A 14,085-nucleotide genomic window follows, 5' to 3' on the forward strand; every position below is an offset into this window, starting at 1 on the left:
CAAGCGCCGCTCAGAACGGGGCGAGCGTGATTCCGTCGGCTTCGAGCCGCGCGCGGAGCTTGCGCGCGGCCTCGACCGCCGACGGCTCGTCGCCATGCAGGCAAACCGTGTCGATGCGCGTCTCGATGCGCTTGCCCGACGCGGTGACGATGGCCCCCTCGCGGATCATGTCGGATATGCGCGCCGCCGCCTCGTCGGCATCGGGGATCATCGCGCCGGGCTGTCCGCGCGGGATCAGCGTGCCATCCTCGGCATAGCCGCGATCGGCGAAAACTTCGGCGGCGAAATCGGCCCCCAGCGCCTCGGCCGCCTGCTGCATCGGTGTCGCGGCCAGCACCATCAGAACGAGGTCGGGGTCGACCTCCAGCGCGGCGGCATAGGCGTGCCGCGCCAGTTCGCCATCCACGCTCGCCATGTTGCTGAGCGCGCCGTGCAGCTTGAGATGGCGCACCCGGCCGCCCGCGGCCCGCGCCATCGCCTGTGCCGCGCCAAGCTGGTATTGCACCATCCGCCCGACGCTCTCGGGGTCCATTTTCATCTGGCGCCGCCCGAACCCCTGGAGATCGGGAAAACCCGGATGCGCGCCGATATTCACCCCGCGCGCCACGGCCGCCTGCATGGTCGCGGCCATCGTGTCCCAATCGCCCGCGTGAAAGCCGCAGGCGATATTGGCCGAGGTGACGATACCCAATAGCGCCGCGTCATCGCCCATGCGCCAGGGGCCGAATCCCTCGCCCATGTCGGCGTTCAGGTCGATGCGGGTCATGCAGGCTCCTCCTGGTCGGGGCGTCCGGCGGTGACGCCCGAGATAAGCTGGTAGGACCCCAGGTCGTCCATGTCGCGGGGGTCGCGGACGAGGGGCCGGACCCGCCGCCGCAGATCGGCCAGTTGCGCCGCCTCGTCCTTGTGGCGGGCAAGCGCCGCATCGATCCCGTCAAAGCGGAACCGCAGCGTCGCCCCCGGCGGGCATTGCAGCGCGCGGGGCAGGTCCATCGGCGCGATCGCCCCGATCCGGGGATAACCGCCCGTCGTCTGGCATTCCGGCCCGAGCAGATAGGGCGTGCCATCCCCGGCCATCTGGATATCGCCGGGCGTCACGATCTCGGAAATAAGCGAGAGCTGTCCGGCAGTGGCGAAAACGGGACCGTCATGGTCGAGCCGCGTGCCCTGCCGGCTGCTGCGGGGCGAGCGGGTGAACACCGTCGCGGCAAAGCGCGCACGGGTCTCGGCATCAAAAAGCGCGGTATGGGCTGAAGGCAAGAGCGACAGCTCGCCCCCCGAGAACCGATCCGCGACGTCGAGCACCCGGTTCACCGCGTCCCCGCGATCCGCCCCGATCTCGAGCGTCTCGCCCGGCGCGAGCATGGCACCGATCCCGGCGGTCAGATGGGCCGAGAGGCTGCCTAGCCGCGGGGCACCCGCGATCCCCCCGCCAAACGACACATAGCTCCAGACGCCGTGCCCGTGCCCGTCCAGCGTCAGCGTATCGCCCGCCTCGATCCAATGGACCGCGTTCCATGTCAGCGCCCGCCCGCCCGACTGCGCGCGCATGGGCGCGCCGGTCAGCGCAACGCGCAGCGGGGCATCGCCGGTCAGCCGCGTGCGCCCGCCTGCGAGTTCGAGCGCGGCGCCAATCTCGCCCCCGACCAGCGCGGCAGCCTCGAGCAGCGCGAGTCGGTCCGCGGCCCCGCCGCGCGACAGGCCCTGCGCGACAAAGCCCCTGCGCCCCATGTCCTGAACCGTGGCGCCGGGCCCCACGGCGTCAAGCGTGACGCGCGTCATTCCAGCACCTCGCATGTCGCGCCGCCGTCCGGCCCGGCAAGCCGGTCGTATTCGTCCACCGAAACCGGGGCAAAACGGATCTCGTCGCCCGGCGTGAACGGGATCGGCGCCGCGGGGTCGTCGGGGCGGAACGGCGCGAACCTGGTGTGGCCGACCTGCCGCCAGCCCGTCGGCGCGGATGTCGCGAATATGATCGCCTGCCGCACCGCGACCACCACCGCGCCTTGGGGCACGCGCGGGGTCAGATCGCTCTGGCGGGGGATGTTCCAATGCTCGGGCAACTGGCCAAGATAGGCCTGACCGGGCGCGAACCCGAGTGCCAGCGCGCGCAGGGGGCGGGCGCAAAGCTCGTCGATGGCCCGCCTGCGCGACAGGCCCGCCGCGGCCGCGGCATCGTCGAGCTGGGGGGCATGTTCGCCCTCGAAACAGACCGGAACGGTCCAGAGCCGCCTCCCCGCGGGAAGCGGCGGATCGACGAGATCGACCTGCCCCAGAAGCTCGCGCAGCCGCTCGGCCAACATGTCCGGCGCGAGGGCGACGGGGTCGAAGGCGACATAGGCCGAGGCGAGCGAGCTTGCCGTTTCCTCGACCCCTTCCCAACCCTGCGCGTCGATGGCGGCGCGAAAGGTCAGCGCGGCGCGGTTGGCGGCATCGTCGAGCCGGTCGGCAAAGGTGACGAGCATTCCGCCAAGGCCGACATGCGTCAGCCGCGGAAGCGGATCTAGGGCAGGGCTGGCGGGATCGGGCGGCACCGCGGCACCTTTTCGGGTCGGTACGAACGCCGCCAATCTCGGGGTTCAAAGTGCCGCTTGTCAATGCCGCCCGCGCCCTGCCACGACCCGTCGCGCGGGTCGGACCGCTTGAATGCCGCGCGGCTTTGTGGACAGAAAAGACCGATGAGCCGCGTCGCAAGAGCCACCCCGCCGACCCCAAGGCGTAGCCGATATGCCCACGGGCACCGGGGCGCGTCCGGCCGCGCGCGATGAGGATGACCCCGGACCATGTGTCGGCGCTCGACGATATCCTGCGCTGGCGGCGCGACGTGCGGCATTTCCGGCCCGATCCACTTGCGCCCGAGCTGCTGGATCGTTTGCGCCGGCAGATGGATCTTGCCCCCTCGGTCGGCAATTCGCGGCCCTGGCGCGTGATGCAGGTCGAGGATCCCGCGCGCCGCGCCGGGATCATCGCCAGTTTTGAAAGCTGCAACCGGCGCGCGGCCCGAGAGTATTCCGGCGACGCGCGCCGCGACTACCTCGCCCTCAAGCTGGCGGGGTTGCGCGAGGCCCCGGTTCACCTCGCGGTCTTCACCGACATGGCCGTCGAAGAGGGGCGGGGGCTCGGGCGGCAAACCATGCCCGAGGCCCTCGGCTATTCGACCGTGATGGCGATCCACACGCTCTGGCTGGCCGCGCGGGCCGAGAATGTCGGGTTGGGCTGGGTCTCGATCCTCGATCCGGCCGAAGCCGGCGCGATCCTCGGCGCCCCGCCGACATGGGCGCTGGCGGGATACCTGTGCCTCGGTTACCCCTTGCACGAGACCGATACGCCGCTGCTGCACGAGACCGGCTGGCAGGAAACGAAAGTGACGGACTGGCGGATCGTCTGACCTCGGGCGGCGAGGTGTTGCCGGTGCAAGGTCCGGGCCGTGATCCGCTGCAGCATCAGATCCGTATAGCGAGGGCGAATGCTCTGCATAAACGCTTGGAATAAAGGGAAATGGTGGAGCCTAGCGGGATCGAACCGCTGACCTCCTGCATGCCATGCAGGCGCTCTCCCAGCTGAGCTAAGGCCCCGTGTGACGCCGCGTGTGCAGCGTGCGGCGTCTCTAGAAGATGGTGCGGGGCAGTTCAAGCGGAAAAGAGACCCGCCCCGTCAGTTTGTCAGTCGTCGTTATCGTCGGCCACGTCGGCGATCTCGTCGAGGGACACGTTGTCCTCGTCGTCGTCATCCTCGAGCACGTCGTCGCCCAGATCCACGTCGGTCTGGTTCGGGCTGTCGGCATCGGCGTCATCGTCGAGTACGATATCGTCGTCCTCGGTCTGATCGTCCTTGCGGCTGTTGCGGTCGGCCTTGTCGGCGACCATGGTGCGGCCACCCTTGCCGGTGTCGATCTGGACGACCTCGCCGGTATAGGGGCTCACGATCGGGGTGCGGTTCAGGTCGTAGAACCGCTTGCCGGTGGTCGGGCAGACGCGTTTCGTCCCCCATTCTTCCTTGGGCATGGGCTTCCTCTCGGGTTCCGGGATCGCAGCCGGGTGCCACAGCCCCCGAGCCTTGTCAAAGGCTTTCGCGCAAGGCTGGCGGCCGCCGCGTGCAATCGCTAGATCGCCCATATGGGTGGACCGGACGACAATGTGAAGACCGTGCCGGGCGCGCCGGACCTTTCGGTGCGGCTGCGCCGGTCGGGACGCGCGCGGCGGATCACGCTGTCGGTGCGCCGCGTGGGCGGCGAAGCGGTGCTATCGATCCCCAAAGGAGTCAGCGATGCCGATGCCCTGGCCTTTGCGGCGTCGCGCGCGGATTTCCTGCGGCGCCATATCGAGGCCGCCTGCCGCCCGTGTCCCGTGGGGATCGGCACCGTCCTGCGGGTCGGCGGCGAGCCGGTCGAGGTCGTGCGCGGCGTCCGGCGCGGACGGGGGCCCGGAACGCTGGGCGTGATCGCCGGGCCGGTCGGGCCTCAGGTCGCGCGGGTCTTGCGCGACGAGGCGGCCGCGTCGCTCGGGCCCGCGGTCGCGCGCCACGCAGCGGCGTTGGGGCGGTCGGCCCCGCCGATCCGCCTGCGCGACACGAAATCGCGCTGGGGGTCGTGTTCGGGGCGCGGGGGGCTGATGTTCTCGTGGCGGCTGATCCTCGCGCCGCCGCCCGTGCTCGACTATGTCGCCGCGCATGAGGTGGCGCATCTCGAGCAGATGAACCATTCGCCGGCCTTCTGGGCCGTGGTCGCACGGCTCGACCCGGACCATCGCGCCGCGCAGGACTGGCTCAGGGCAAAGGGCGGTTCGCTTTTCGCGCTCGATTTCACCGGCTGACGCGGCCTCGGGGCGGGGCGCTTGACGGGGCGCGGCGGGGGCAGCAGTCTGCGCCTCATGCTGCTGCAACCCCGCCCCGATCCGGCGCAGACCGCGCCTGCGCATGACCGGGTGTTCCGGGCCTTGCGGGCGCGCATCATGCATGGCGAGCTGTCGCCGGGGGAGGCGTTGACGCTGCGCGGGATCGCCCGCGATCACGGCGTCTCGATGACCCCCGCGCGCGAGGCGGTGCGCCGCCTGACGGCCGAGGGGGCGCTGTCGCTCTCGGCCTCGGGGCGGGTCGCCACGCCCGAGCTTTCAGCCGACCGGATCGAGGAACTGGCCGCGCTGCGCGCGCTGCTCGAGGTCGAACTGGCCAGCCGCGCCCTGCCGCGCGCGCATGGCGTGCTGATCGAACGGATGCAGGCGATCAACGGGCAGGTCGCCGAGGCCGTCGCCAAGCGCGACGCCGTGCGCTACATCCGCCTCAATCTAGAGTTTCACCGGCTGCTCTATCTGCGCGCGCAGGCCCCGGCGATGCTGGCCATGGCCGAGACGGTCTGGCTGCAACTCGGGCCGACGATGCGCAAGCTTTACGGCCGGCTGAACCGGACCACGCCCCCGACGGGCCACCGGCTGATCCTTGCCGCGCTGATGGCGGGCGACGAGCCGGGGCTGCGTCTTGCGGTGCGGGCCGATGTGACCACCGGCCTGCGCCTGATCCTCGCCGGGGAGGGCGGCTAGCCCCCGCGCCCGGCTCAGGAGTGAATGGCCCCGTCGCCGCAGGCCAGCGCGGCTTCGCGCACGGCCTCGGAATAGGTCGGGTGCGCGTGGCAGGTCAGCGCGATGTCCTGCGCCGCGCCGCCGAACTCCATCGCGACGCAGATCTCGTGGATCAGGTCGCCCGCCATCGGCCCGATGATATGGGCGCCGAGGATGCGGTCGGTCGTGGCGTCGGCGAGGATCTTGACAAAGCCGTCCCCCGCGAAATTGGCCTTGGCGCGGCCATTCCCCATGAAGCTGAACTTGCCCGCCTTGTAGGCGATCCCCGCCTCCTTCAGCTCGGATTCGGTGCGACCGACGGCGGCGACCTCGGGGTGGGTGTAGATGACGCTGGGAATGACGCCGTAATTCACATGCCCGTGCTGGCCCGCGATGGTCTCGGCCACGGCGATGCCCTCGTCCTCGGCCTTGTGGGCCAGCATGGGGCCGGTCACGGCGTCGCCGATGGCCCAGATCCCCTCGACGTTGGTGGACAGCCTCTCGTCGGTGCGGACCTGCCCCTTGTCGGTCGTCTCGACGCCCACGGCCTCGAGCCCGAGCCCCTCGGTATAGGGGCGGCGCCCGGTCGCCACGAGAACCGTATCGGCCTCGAGCGTTTCCTCGGACCCGTCCTTGCGGTGCTGATAGGTCACGCGGGCCTTCTGGCCCTTGACCTCGACGCCCTGCACGGCCGCGCCGAGCACGAAGGTCAGGCCCTGCTTGGTCAGCAGTTTCTGGAACTGCTTTTGCACCTCGCCATCCATGGCGGGGGTGATCGTGTCGAGATATTCGACCACCGTCACCTGCGTGCCGAGCCGGGCATAGACCGACCCCATTTCCAGCCCGATGACGCCGGCCCCGATCACCACCATCCGTTTCGGGATCTTGCCCAGCGACAGCGCGCCGGTCGACGAGACGACGATGGATTCGTCGATCTCGACACCGGGCAGGGTGGCCGGCGCCGAGCCCGTGGCGATGACGATGTGTTTGGCCTCATGCGTCTCGTCGCCGACCCGGACCTTTCCGGCCGCGGGGATCGAGCCGTGGCCCTTGAGCCAGTCGATCTTGTTCTTCTTGAAGAGGAACTCGATCCCCTTGGTGTTCTGGCCGATCGTGTCCTTCTTGTAGGCCTGCATCTCTTTCCAGTCGACCGAGGGCGTCTTGCCCTTGAGGCCCATCCTGGCGAAATTGTGCTCGGCCTCGTGCAGCATGTGGGTGGCATGGAGCAGCGCCTTTGAGGGGATGCAGCCCACGTTCAGGCAGGTCCCGCCCAGCGTGTCGTCCTTTTCGACCACAGCCGTCTTGAGGCCGAGCTGCGCGCAGCGGATGGCACAGACATAGCCGCCGGGGCCGGAGCCGATGACGATGACATCGTAGCTGGACATTGTTCGTTTCCTCGATCTGTCGCGGGTCGCCCCGGTCATAGCAGGGCCGAGACCAGCATCAACATGGTTGCGAGCCAACCCGCGCCGAACAGCATCGACCGCCACGGCACCCAGCCAAAGGCATAGGCCGGCACGTAGAGCACCCGCGCGGCGAGATAGACCCAGGCGCATGCGGTGGTGAAGGGCCCCGACTGCCCGGTGATCGACACGACGACCGCCGCGACGGCAAAGAGCAGCAGTGCCTCGTTGTGGTTCTGGTAGGCGCGCGACAGGCGCCCGGTGCGGATCGAGACCTGTTCCGACAGGGGCCGGTCGAGCCTTTGCGGATCGCGGGGGCTCATCGTCTTGCCGGGGCCGAGTTCGCGGTTGGCCGGAACGGCATAGAGGACGAGCTGCACCATCTGCCACAAGGCGGCGAGGACGAGAACGGTCAGTTCGGGCGTCATGTCGGGCTCTTTCGCGAGGGGCGGATGCGGGATCGCGCCGATCCGCGCGCGGCGGCGGTCGCGGCCGTCGCGCCGATTGAGTATTTGCGGAAACAGAGAAGGTTCAGGCCGTGCATCGCAGGGGAGCGGCCAGCATCGTCTCGGCATAGCGCGCGCCTTGCGCGGCGGTCTGCCGGGCCAGGTCGTCGCGGGGCGCGCCGACCCAGGTGCAGCGCCCCTCGGCGCGGACGAAGGCGCGGGCCAGCGCGATGCGGTCGTCGAGATCGCGCGGCTCGGACGGGTCGAACAGGAAGATGTGCCAGCGCGCGCCGTTGCCCGCCGTCTCGGTCGATTCGAAATGGCGCACCGTCGGCGCGTCGGGCCCGCGCACGGGGGCCTGCGCGCAGGCCGCCAGCAGCACAGGCAGAAGGAACGTGGCGCGCCGGATCATGCGGTCGCCAGGAAATGCGCCTGCATCGCGGCCACATGCCGGTCGAGCGCGCCCTCGCGCGCGAGCCAGGCCGCGGCGCGGTCGCGGTCGGTGACGGCGAACAGCGCCCAGACGCGGTCGGGGGCGTCGGTTTCTTCCCAAAGCTGGAGCTGCGTCAGGCCGGCCTGGTCGCGATCCTCGCGCGAGGCGTCATAGGCGGTGCGGAAAGCCGCCCGGTCGTCGGTGTCGAACCGCAGGAGAAGCTGCATGGTCGGGTCCTGTCTGTCGCCGATATCGCCCGATCATCGCGGGCGGCGGCGGGATGTGCAAAGCGAAACCGCGGCGCGGGGTCGCGAAATGCGCGGATCAGTCGGGATCGTAGCCGAACGCCTCGAAATCCGGGGCGTAGATTTCCGCGATGCGGGACCTGGCATGGGGTGACGGCGCGAAAGCCCGCGCTCCGCCGCCTGCGTTCAGCGGTGCCGCGGCGAAATCGGCCGCTCGCGCGGGATCGAGCCCCCAGCGATCCGCCAGCCCGCCGAAAAAGGCGCCGAGCGCCTCGCAGCGTCCGACCGCGTGGGGTGGATAGAGATCGGGCCGGATCGCCGAGACCTGGAGCCCCCAGTGATTGTTCACCGGCACCTCGTCCTCGGTCTCGATCTCGTAGGCGACATAGTCGAGAAACCGCTCGAACCCCTCGGGGCTGTCGGCGTCGCGGGTCCAGTCCATCCCCGTCACGGCGGTCATGCGCAACCGGTCGCGGGCGAATTGCTCGTGCGACAGGGCGTGCGACCGCGACAGGTAGCGAAACGCCGATATCGCGCGCGTCGCGGGGTGGCGTACCGTCGTCAGGCGGGTGGTGTCGCCCAGAAACCCGGTCAGGCTGTCGATATCGCGCCGGTGATGCGCGCGTCGGAACAGGTCGAGCGTCGTCAGGCGGTGCAGGATCGCGTCGTCGTTCATGTCGCCGGGCGCGTGCATCGCGGTGCTGACCGGGTGCCCGAACTCGGCCCAGAACAGGAAGGCCAGCGTCGATGTCGTGCCGGATTTCCCGTTGGGCTTGTAGGCCCAGCGCCCCGAGGGGGGCGTGAACCAGTACCAGTGATAGAAGTTGCAGAGCGCCGGGCTGCGGAAGGCGCGCGCATGGGTGTCGCGCGCCTCCTTCATCATGCGGTTCACGGGCTCACCGGCCGCGGGCCTGTCGTTGAAGAGCCGCGGCGCGGGCGCGTGTCGGGACATGGCTACAGGTCCATGAGCAGGCGGCGCGGATCCTCCAGCGCCTCTTTCACGCGCACGAGGAAGGTCACGGCGCCCTTGCCGTCGACGATGCGGTGATCGTAGCTGAGCGCGAGATACATCATCGGGCGCGCCTTGATCTCGCCGTCGATGACCATCGGGCGTTGCTGGATCTTGTGCATCCCCAGGATCCCCGATTGCGGCGGGTTCAGGATGGGCGAGGACATGAGCGAGCCGTAGACGCCGCCATTCGAGATGGTGAAGGTCCCGCCCTGCATGTCGGACATCGACAGCTTGCCGTCGCGGGCCTTCTTGCCCATGGCGGCGATGGCCTTTTCGATCTCGGCAAAGGACATGGCGTCGGCGTCGCGGATCACCGGCACGACAAGCCCCGTGGGCGTGCCGGTGGCGATGCCCATATGGACGAAGTTCTTGTAGACGACATCTGTGCCGTCGATCTCGGCATTGACCTCGGGCACCTCGTTCAGCGCGTGGCAGCAGGCCTTGGTGAAGAACGACATGAAGCCGAGCCGCACGCCGTGCTTCTTCTCGAAGAGTTCCTTGTACTCGGAGCGGAGCGCCATGACCTCGGTCATGTCGACCTCGTTATAGGTCGTCAGCATCGCCGCGGTGTTCTGTGCATCCTTGAGGCGGCGCGCGATGGTCTGGCGCAGGCGGGTCATCTTGACCCGTTCCTCGCGGTCGGCATCGGCCGGCGCCGAGGGCGCGCGGGCGGCGGGTGCCTCGGTCCGGGCGGCGGGACGTGCGGGCGCGTCCAGCGCCTTCATCACGTCCTCTTTCAGGATGCGCCCGTCCTTGCCCGAGCCCCTTACATCCGTGTCTGACAGGCCCTTTTCGGCCATCATCTTGCGCGCCGACGGGGCCGAGGCGCTGCCCGTGCCACCATCCTCGTTGGCGGTGTCATGCGCCGCCGGCTTGTCTTCGGCGCGGGGGGCCGCCGCGCCGGTCTGCGACATGGTGGCGAGCTGGCCGCCCGCCTCGACGGTCTCGCCCTCGGGCTTAAGGATCCGCGTCAAAGTGCCCGCGGCGGGTGCCGGCACCTCGACCGAGACCTTGTCGGTTTCGAGCTCGCAAAGCATCTCGTCGGCCTCGACGGTGTCGCCCTCTTTCTTGAACCATGTGGCGACGGTCGCCTCGCTCACCGATTCGCCCAGCGTGGGGACCATCACCGCGATATCGTCGCCGCGCGCGGCGTCATCGCCCGTTCCGGCCTTTTCGGCATCGGCGCCGGAATAGCCGGCCTTGCTTTCGTCATGGGACCGGCGTGCGCCATCGTCGCCGCCCGAGGCCTGCGCGCCCTCGGCGATATGGGCGAGCAGGGCATCGACGCCGACGGTCTCGCCCTCGGCGGCCACGATCTCGTCGAGCGTGCCGGCGGCGGGGGAGGGCACCTCGACCGTGACCTTGTCGGTTTCGAGCTCGCACAGCATCTCGTCGGCCGCGACACTATCGCCGGGTTTCTTGAACCATGTGGCCACGGTCGCCTCGGTCACGGATTCGCCCAGTGTGGGGACGCGAACTTCGGTCATCTTCTATCCTTCCAGTCCCAGCGCCGCGGCGACGAGGGTTTGCTGCTGTTTCTTGTGGTTCGAGGCCAGCCCGGTCGCGGGCGAGGCCTGCGGCGGGCGGCCGGTATAGACGGGCCGGGTGTGGCGGGCCTCGACGCGGGTCAGGACCCATTCGATATTGGGCTCGATGAAGGACCACGCGCCCTGGTTGCGCGGCTCTTCCTGGCACCAGACCATCTCGGCCTTGCCGAAACGCTGAAGCTCCTTGACGAGCGAATGCGCGGGAAACGGGTAGAACTGTTCGATCCGCATCAGATAGACATCGTCCAGCCCCTCGGCATCGCGCTGTTCGAGCAGGTCGTAATAGACCTTGCCCGAGCACATCACGACGCGGCGGATCTGGTCGTCGGGCTTCAGCTCGAGTTCGGAATTTCCGTATTGCGCATCGTCCCAGAGCACGCGGTGGAAGCTCGCGTCGTCGATGAAATCCTCGGTCTTCGACACCGCCATCTTGTGACGCAGCAGCGATTTCGGCGTCATCAGGATCAGCGGCTTGCGGAAGCTACGGTGCAACTGTCGGCGCAGGATGTGGAAGTAGTTGGCGGGCGTCGTGCAGTTGGCGACGATCCAGTTGTCCTGCCCGCACATCTGGAGGAACCGCTCGAGCCGGGCCGAGCTGTGTTCCGGCCCCTGTCCCTCGTAGCCATGCGGCAGCAGGCAGACGAGGCCCGACATGCGCAGCCATTTGCTTTCGCCCGAGCTGATGAACTGGTCGAACATGATCTGCGCGCCATTGGCGAAATCGCCGAACTGCGCCTCCCACAAGGTCAGGGCGTTCGGCTCGGCGAGGCTGTAGCCGTATTCGAACCCGAGCACGGCATATTCCGACAGCATCGAGTCGATGACCTCGTATTGCGCCTGGCCCTCGCGGATGTGGTTCAGCGGGTAGAACCGATCCTCGTTGGTCTGGTCGACCAGCGCGGAATGGCGCTGCGAGAACGTGCCGCGGCCCGAATCCTGGCCCGACAGACGCACCGGAAAGCCCTCGGTCAGAAGCGAGCCGAAGGCCAGCGCCTCGGCGGTCGCCCAGTCGAACCCCTCGCCGGTCTCGAACATCTGCCGCTTGGCGTCGAGCAGGCGCCCGACGGTCTTGTGCAGGTCGAACCCGTCCGGCGTCCGCGTCAGCGCGCGGCCGACCTCGTCGAAGGTCTCGCGCGGGATCGCGGTCTTGCCGCGCTGGTAGTTCTCGCCCTCGCGGTTGAGATGCGACCAGCGCCCGTCCAGCCAGTCGGCCTTGTTCGGCTTGTAGTCCTTGCCGGCCTCGAACTCGTCGTTCAGCAGCTTCTGGAAATCGGACTTGGCATCCTCGATCTCGCCCTCGGGGATCAGCCCGTCGCGCACCAGCCGCTCGGTATAGAGCGTCAGCGTGGTCTTTTGCTGCTTGATCCGCTTGTACATCGCGGGGTTGGTGAACATGGGCTCGTCGCCCTCGTTATGCCCGAAGCGGCGATAGCAGATCATGTCGATGACGACATCCTTGCGGAACTTCTGCCGGAACTCGATGGCCACCTTGGCCGCGTGAACCACCGCCTCGGGGTCGTCGCCGTTGACGTGAAAGATCGGCGCCTCGACGATCAGGCCGATATCGGTCGGATAGGGCGAGGATCGCGAAAAGGCGGGCGAGGTGGTGAACCCGATCTGATTGTTCACCACGAGGTGGATCGTGCCGCCCGTGCGGTGGCCGCGGATGCCCGAAAGCTGGAAACATTCGGCCACGACGCCCTGTCCCGCAAAGGCCGCGTCGCCATGCAGCAGGACCGGCACGACCGCGTCGCGGTCGGGGTTCTTGAGCTGGTCCTGCTTGGCCCGCGCCTTGCCGATCACGACCGGGTTCACCGCCTCGAGATGCGAGGGGTTGGCCGTGAGCGACAGGTGAACCTTGTTGCCGTCGAACTCCCGGTCCGAAGAGGCGCCGAGGTGGTATTTCACGTCGCCCGAACCTTCGACCTCTTCGGGCTTGAAGCTGCCGCCCTGGAACTCGTTGAAGATCGCGCGGTAGGGCTTGCCCATCACGTTGGCCAGCACCGACAGCCGGCCGCGATGCGGCATCCCGAAGACGATTTCCTTGACCCCCAGCGCGCCGCCGCGCTTGATGATCTGCTCCATCGCCGGGATCAGCGCCTCGCCGCCGTCGAGACCGAACCGCTTGGTGCCCATGTACTTGACATGGAGGAACTTCTCGAAGCCCTCGGCCTCGACCAGCTTGTTGAGGATCGCGCGTCGGCCTTCCTCGGTGAACTTCACCTCCTTGCCGTAGCCCTCGATCCGCTCTTTCAGCCAGGCCGATTGTTCCGGGTCCGAGATGTGCATGTATTGCAGCGCAAAGGTGCCGCAATAGGTGCGCTTCACGATGTCGAGGATTTCGCGCAGGCTGGCCAGCTCGAGCCCCAGCACGTTGTCGATAAAGATCTTGCGGTCGAGATCGGCCTCGGTGAAGCCGTAGGAGGTATAATCGAGCTCGGGGTGATAGCTGGCCTGCCGCAACCCGAGCGGGTCGAGATCGGCGATCAGGTGGCCGCGGATACGATAGGCGCGGATCAGCATGAGCGCCCGGATCGAGTCGAGCACCGCCTGCCTTACCGCGCCTTCGCCCACCTCGATCTTGGACGACGTGGCCTTGTCCGCGATCTTGCGCGCGATCTCTTTCCCGTCGGGGGCGGGCTCGGCGTCGGGCCATTGCCCGTCGAGCGCCGCGGTCAGGTCGTCCGCGGGCACCGGCGGCCAGTCGCGCCGCGCCCAGGAGGGGCCGTTCGCCTCGGCCTGCGCCGCGCGGCCGTCGGGCTCGAGCGCGTCGAAGAACGCCTGCCATTCGTCATCGACCGACGCGGGGTTCTCGGCATAGCGGGCCTGGAGATGCTCGAGCCAGGCCGCGTTGTGGCCTTGCAGAAAGCTCGACGCGCGGAACGCGTCGTTATTCGACTGGTCGGTCATGATGACACCTCGTGCGGGTTTGGACCGTAGGGGTTGGGGCCGTCCTCGGAGGGGCGGGTCAGCCACCACAGAACGAGAAGCGGAGAGATGAAGAGAACGATGAGCGCCAGCGTCAGGATCACTGCGCCGCCACCGCCCACGAGCGCGCCGAAATCGCCCTGCAGCAGCGGGCCGAAACCCGCGAGAACGCCGACGAAGGCGACGATGCCCAGCATGACGATGGCCGGATAGACGAGGTAAAGCCCCGAGCGCCCGGTATCGTGCATCCGCCGCCAGCCCGCCGACAGGCTGGGCACGAGCACGGCGAGCCCGAAGAGCACGCTGAGCGGTCCCTCGTTCGGCATCGTGTCCGAGGCCAGTACCGGCACGCCGAATACGAGGCTGTCCACCAGATCCATGAGGAAGCTGCCGAGTATCGTGAACAGGATGAACCACCAGTATTCCGAACGCGACGCGCGCCCCGAAAAGGTGGCGTAGCGGCGCAGGCAGGTGCGGACGGCCCCGGCAAAGGTCATGCGGGCCTCCCGAGGGATCGGG

15 protein-coding genes and 1 tRNA gene are annotated in these 14,085 nt (G+C 68.6%); 3 read left to right on the forward strand and 13 right to left on the reverse strand.

The features are described from left to right. Nucleotides 1-10 precede the first annotated feature (10 nt). From E2L08_RS04340 to E2L08_RS04350, 3 genes are read right to left on the reverse strand one after another with little or no spacing between them, the layout of a single operon-like run. A complete protein-coding gene (locus tag E2L08_RS04340; protein ID WP_133395836.1) occupies nt 11-766 on the reverse strand; it encodes a LamB/YcsF family protein in 756 nt (251 codons plus the stop codon). Next, entirely contained in the window at nt 763-1,782 is a 1,020-nt protein-coding gene (locus E2L08_RS04345; protein ID WP_133395837.1) for a 5-oxoprolinase subunit C family protein, read from the reverse strand. The genes E2L08_RS04340 and E2L08_RS04345 overlap by 4 nt, the downstream gene beginning before the upstream one ends. Further along, nucleotides 1,779-2,534 carry a 5-oxoprolinase subunit B family protein gene (locus tag E2L08_RS04350; protein ID WP_240758111.1) on the reverse strand — a complete coding sequence of 252 codons (756 nt, stop codon included), beginning with the start codon at nt 2,532-2,534 and terminating at the stop codon, nt 1,779-1,781. Before E2L08_RS04350 ends, E2L08_RS04345 begins: the two co-directional genes overlap by 4 nt. A 230-nt stretch (nt 2,535-2,764) precedes the next feature. On the opposite strand from E2L08_RS04350, the gene bluB reads away from it, so the two are divergent. Further along, nucleotides 2,765-3,388, forward strand: coding sequence for a 5,6-dimethylbenzimidazole synthase (gene bluB, locus E2L08_RS04355; protein WP_133395838.1), 624 nt, complete (start codon nt 2,765-2,767; stop codon nt 3,386-3,388). A gap of 111 nt (nt 3,389-3,499) precedes the next feature. Here bluB and E2L08_RS04360 read toward each other — a convergent pair. Next, a tRNA-Ala gene (locus tag E2L08_RS04360) sits at nt 3,500-3,575 on the reverse strand. 87 nt (nt 3,576-3,662) lie between these two features. Next, a complete protein-coding gene (locus E2L08_RS04365; RefSeq protein ID WP_133395839.1) occupies nt 3,663-4,004 on the reverse strand; it encodes a TIGR02300 family protein in 342 nt (113 codons plus the stop codon). Nucleotides 4,005-4,115: 111 nt separating this feature from the next. Between E2L08_RS04365 and E2L08_RS04370 the strand changes: the two genes are divergently transcribed. Both E2L08_RS04370 and E2L08_RS04375 read left to right on the forward strand, forming a co-directional pair. Continuing rightward, nucleotides 4,116-4,811 (forward strand): M48 family metallopeptidase, encoded by a 696-nt coding sequence (locus E2L08_RS04370; protein WP_133395840.1) that lies wholly within the window; start codon nt 4,116-4,118, stop codon nt 4,809-4,811. Between the two features lie 57 nt (nt 4,812-4,868). Continuing rightward, complete coding sequence (locus E2L08_RS04375; protein WP_133395841.1) at nt 4,869-5,534, forward strand: GntR family transcriptional regulator; 666 nt, start codon at nt 4,869-4,871, stop codon at nt 5,532-5,534. Nucleotides 5,535-5,548: 14 nt separating this feature from the next. Here the strand turns inward: E2L08_RS04375 and lpdA are convergent, their stop codons facing one another. The 8 genes from lpdA to E2L08_RS04415 all read right to left on the reverse strand — a co-directional run bounded on the left by lpdA (nt 5,549) and on the right by E2L08_RS04415 (nt 14,063). Further along, nucleotides 5,549-6,937 carry a dihydrolipoyl dehydrogenase gene (gene lpdA, locus E2L08_RS04380; protein WP_133395842.1) on the reverse strand — a complete coding sequence of 463 codons (1,389 nt, stop codon included), beginning with the start codon at nt 6,935-6,937 and terminating at the stop codon, nt 5,549-5,551. Between the two features lie 35 nt (nt 6,938-6,972). After that, nucleotides 6,973-7,383: an MAPEG family protein gene (locus tag E2L08_RS04385; protein WP_133395843.1), complete on the reverse strand. Its 411-nt coding sequence runs from the start codon at nt 7,381-7,383 to the stop codon at nt 6,973-6,975. Nucleotides 7,384-7,486: 103 nt separating this feature from the next. After that, on the reverse strand, nt 7,487-7,813 hold the full coding sequence (locus E2L08_RS04390) for a hypothetical protein (RefSeq protein ID WP_133395844.1): 327 nt from the start codon (nt 7,811-7,813) through the stop codon (nt 7,487-7,489). Next, the gene (locus tag E2L08_RS04395; protein ID WP_133395845.1) at nt 7,810-8,061 is read right to left on the reverse strand and encodes a hypothetical protein; all 252 of its coding nucleotides are present in this window, start codon (nt 8,059-8,061) and stop codon (nt 7,810-7,812) included. The genes E2L08_RS04390 and E2L08_RS04395 overlap by 4 nt, the downstream gene beginning before the upstream one ends. 97 nt (nt 8,062-8,158) lie before the next feature. Then, nucleotides 8,159-9,031, reverse strand: coding sequence for a sulfotransferase family 2 domain-containing protein (locus E2L08_RS04400; RefSeq protein ID WP_133395846.1), 873 nt, complete (start codon nt 9,029-9,031; stop codon nt 8,159-8,161). A gap of 2 nt (nt 9,032-9,033) precedes the next feature. Beyond that, the gene (gene odhB, locus E2L08_RS04405; RefSeq protein WP_133395847.1) at nt 9,034-10,578 is read right to left on the reverse strand and encodes a 2-oxoglutarate dehydrogenase complex dihydrolipoyllysine-residue succinyltransferase; all 1,545 of its coding nucleotides are present in this window, start codon (nt 10,576-10,578) and stop codon (nt 9,034-9,036) included. A gap of 3 nt (nt 10,579-10,581) precedes the next feature. Further along, entirely contained in the window at nt 10,582-13,548 is a 2,967-nt protein-coding gene (locus E2L08_RS04410; RefSeq protein WP_133395848.1) for a 2-oxoglutarate dehydrogenase E1 component, read from the reverse strand. Then, entirely contained in the window at nt 13,545-14,063 is a 519-nt protein-coding gene (locus E2L08_RS04415; RefSeq protein ID WP_133395849.1) for a DUF805 domain-containing protein, read from the reverse strand. Before E2L08_RS04415 ends, E2L08_RS04410 begins: the two co-directional genes overlap by 4 nt. Between the last annotated feature and the right edge of the window lie 22 nt (nt 14,064-14,085).

Source organism: Palleronia sediminis, from assembly GCF_004358695.1.
GTDB lineage: Bacteria > Pseudomonadota > Alphaproteobacteria > Rhodobacterales > Rhodobacteraceae > Palleronia > Palleronia sediminis.

Bases quoted from the DNA above. Each gene is read 5' to 3' on its own strand.
- E2L08_RS04370 (WP_133395840.1), top strand. From the start codon at position 4,116: ATGGGTGGACCGGACGACAATGTGAAGACCGTGCCGGGCGCGCCGGAC.
- odhB (WP_133395847.1), bottom strand. From the start codon at position 10,578: ATGACCGAAGTTCGCGTCCCCACACTGGGCGAATCCGTGACCGAGGCG.
- E2L08_RS04385 (WP_133395843.1), bottom strand. From the start codon at position 7,383: ATGACGCCCGAACTGACCGTTCTCGTCCTCGCCGCCTTGTGGCAGATG.
- bluB (WP_133395838.1), top strand. From the start codon at position 2,765: ATGAGGATGACCCCGGACCATGTGTCGGCGCTCGACGATATCCTGCGC.
- E2L08_RS04410 (WP_133395848.1), bottom strand. From the start codon at position 13,548: ATGACCGACCAGTCGAATAACGACGCGTTCCGCGCGTCGAGCTTTCTG.
- E2L08_RS04340 (WP_133395836.1), bottom strand. From the start codon at position 766: ATGACCCGCATCGACCTGAACGCCGACATGGGCGAGGGATTCGGCCCC.
- lpdA (WP_133395842.1), bottom strand. From the start codon at position 6,937: ATGTCCAGCTACGATGTCATCGTCATCGGCTCCGGCCCCGGCGGCTAT.
- E2L08_RS04390 (WP_133395844.1), bottom strand. From the start codon at position 7,813: ATGATCCGGCGCGCCACGTTCCTTCTGCCTGTGCTGCTGGCGGCCTGC.
- E2L08_RS04415 (WP_133395849.1), bottom strand. From the start codon at position 14,063: ATGACCTTTGCCGGGGCCGTCCGCACCTGCCTGCGCCGCTACGCCACC.
- E2L08_RS04400 (WP_133395846.1), bottom strand. From the start codon at position 9,031: ATGTCCCGACACGCGCCCGCGCCGCGGCTCTTCAACGACAGGCCCGCG.
- E2L08_RS04395 (WP_133395845.1), bottom strand. From the start codon at position 8,061: ATGCAGCTTCTCCTGCGGTTCGACACCGACGACCGGGCGGCTTTCCGC.
- E2L08_RS04375 (WP_133395841.1), top strand. From the start codon at position 4,869: ATGCTGCTGCAACCCCGCCCCGATCCGGCGCAGACCGCGCCTGCGCAT.
- E2L08_RS04345 (WP_133395837.1), bottom strand. From the start codon at position 1,782: ATGACGCGCGTCACGCTTGACGCCGTGGGGCCCGGCGCCACGGTTCAG.
- E2L08_RS04365 (WP_133395839.1), bottom strand. From the start codon at position 4,004: ATGCCCAAGGAAGAATGGGGGACGAAACGCGTCTGCCCGACCACCGGC.